This window comes from Acidovorax sp. HMWF018, assembly GCF_003061035.1.
Taxonomy (GTDB): Bacteria; Pseudomonadota; Gammaproteobacteria; order Burkholderiales; family Burkholderiaceae_C; genus Acidovorax; species Acidovorax delafieldii.
Genome location: NZ_QAIM01000010.1, coordinates 3,445 through 5,741, shown reverse-complemented (window position 1 = coordinate 5,741; position 2,297 = coordinate 3,445). Strand labels below are relative to the sequence as shown.

The 2,297-nt window shown below is 67.5% G+C and carries 2 protein-coding genes and 1 pseudogene; 2 read left to right on the top strand and 1 reads right to left on the bottom strand.

Annotated elements, in window-relative coordinates:
- On the bottom strand, positions 1-217 hold a 217-nt coding region (locus DBR23_RS30125; RefSeq protein WP_233250194.1), incomplete at its 3' end, for a hypothetical protein.
- Between DBR23_RS30125 and DBR23_RS00325 the strand changes: the two genes are divergently transcribed.
- Positions 216-1,565, top strand: a complete 1,350-nt coding sequence (locus DBR23_RS00325) for an SPFH domain-containing protein (protein ID WP_108496930.1) — start codon at positions 216-218, stop codon at positions 1,563-1,565. The two genes, DBR23_RS30125 and DBR23_RS00325, sit on opposite strands and share 2 nt — an antisense overlap.
- Before the next feature lie 2 nt (positions 1,566-1,567).
- Positions 1,568-2,297 (top strand): annotated as a pseudogene (locus tag DBR23_RS30120) (hypothetical protein); the annotation flags it as partial.

Below are 2,297 nucleotides of genomic sequence, written 5' to 3'. Positions count from 1 at the left end.
GTAGAGGGGTGGGTGGATTATCCCGGCGCCCCGTTCTGGGCGGTGTGAGTTTTTCTTCCGGGACCGGAAGGTTCGTGCGACCGGTGTGAGCGCATTGGGGGCTGCACTGCGTTGTTGCTTCCGGGGTGGATTCGAACAATCGGTCCTCAATGAGCCAGCCACGGCGACGGCTCAGAAACGACAACAACACCGAACCAACCTGAGAGAGAAACACCATGAAAGCCACCTGGAATCGCATCGTGCAGACCCTGAAGGGCCGCCGCTCTACCCCTTTGTCCGAAGCAGGCACGGAGCCCGTGCTGGAGGCTGAATTGCAAAGCCCTGTGGCAGCCGATGCACGCGGCGCCGAAGCCCCTCACCTGAACTGGGCCTACCTGCTGCCCACCGCCCGCACCGTGCGCTGGCTGACCGCTGGCGCTGTGGTGGCCGCTGCAGGCCTGATGGTGTACCGCAATCCGCCGGTGCAACACCTGGCGCAAGGCGACCTGGGTGTGCGTCTGAATCAGTTCACCGGTGCCGTGAGCCTGTGGCGCGATGGCAGCGTGTGGGTGGTGCCCGGCCTGCACACGGTGCGCCTGTTCTCGCTGCGTGACCAGAGCTACCGTCCCGAAGCCATGCGCCAGGCCACGGGCAGTGCGCCGCTGCAGTCGGTGGAAGGCCTGTCGCTGGGGCTGGACCTGAGCGTGCGCTATGCCCTGGACCCCAACTCGCCCGCCGTCAAGGCCGGCAACCTGCCCGACAACGTGGGCGTCGACATCGTGGAGCCCGCCGTGCAGGGCCTGGTCTACAAGGTGTTTGCCCGCTACACGGTGCGTGAAATCTTCTCGTCCAAGCGCGCCGAAATTGCACAGATCATCGAAACCGAACTGCGCGCCCGCCTGGCTGCCGATGGCGTGACGCTGCGCAGCCTGCAGATCGGCAAGGTGGACCTGCCCGCCGAATACCGCCGTGGCATGGATAGCTTGCTGGCCGAAGAGTTGGCGTCCGAAAAAATGCGCTACACGCTGGAGCTGAAAGACAAGCGTGTGAAGGAAACCGAGCTGGACGCCAGCGCCGACAAGGTGCGCCGCGAGGTGGCCGCCGAGGCTGCAGCGCGCGAGCAGGTCATTGCCGCCAAGGCCCAGGAAGAGGCCATGAAGCACGTGCTGCCCTTCAAGCAGCGCCAGATCGAACAGCGCCAGCTCGAAGCTGAAGCTGAACGTGTGGCCCGCGTGAAAGCCGCTGAGGGCAGTGCCCAGGCCCGCCGCATCGAAGCCAACGGCGAGGCCGACGCCCGCCAGAAGCTGGCCGAGGCCGAGGCCTACCGCATGGACCGCGTGGGCAAGGTCAATGCCGAGCAAATGGCCCGCGAAGGCGCACTGGTGACCAAACACCCGCTGCTCATCCAGAAGACGCTGGCCGACAAGCTCTCGGACAAGATCCAGGTCATCATCGCGCCCCCGCCCACCAATGGCGACTTCATTGGTGCCGCGCTGCTGGGCGGCAACCGCAACGCCCAGGCTGGGGCCGCCCAGGCTGCGGCCGTGGCCGACGACGCCACCACCACCCAAGCCGTGGAGCAGTGAACATGAACGCGACCTTCGCAACTTTGTTGGCAGCCGTGGCCAGCGCCGCAGTGACCGTGGTGGCCGAGGCTGCCCCCCAGCCATCGCCCAGCGCCCAGGGCAGCGCCATCGTGGTGCAAGACCAGGCCAACCTGCGCGCTGCCCCCCGTGACGGAGCCCAGCAGCAGGCCAGCCTGTGGCAGGGCGAAGTGCTCGAAGTGCGTGGCGAACGCCTCGACTATTTGCAGGTGTGGGACCACAAGCGTGAGCGCGGTGGCTTCATCCGCGCCAGCGATGTGCGCCGCGTGGCCCTGACCGAGGCAGAAGGCCCCGCGCTGCTGGCTGTGATGCGCTTTGTGCAGGACACCCCGGGCGCCGAAGCGCTGGGCATTGGCCTCACCGCCGCTTACCTGCAGGCCGCGCCCGCCAAGGCCCTGGCGGGTGTGGAGGGCGCCCAGGCTTTCGATGCCCTGGGCACCTTTGCCGACCGCTTGGCGCGCCGTGCCTCGGTGGCCGTGCCGGGCAAGGCCTCGGGCGCTACCTTGTCGGCACACCTGGATGTGGCCAATGGCTACGGCGTGCGCTTTGCCACCTACGAGGTCGAAGGCCGCATGCAGGTCTGCTACGAGGGCGAGGCCTTTCGCCGCCTGCTGGCCATGCCCGTGGCCGATGCCGAGCAGCGCGCCCGTGCTGTCCTGGCGCTGACCCGCCCCGAATGCATCAACCCCGACCTGCCCGCACACGAGCGTGCCA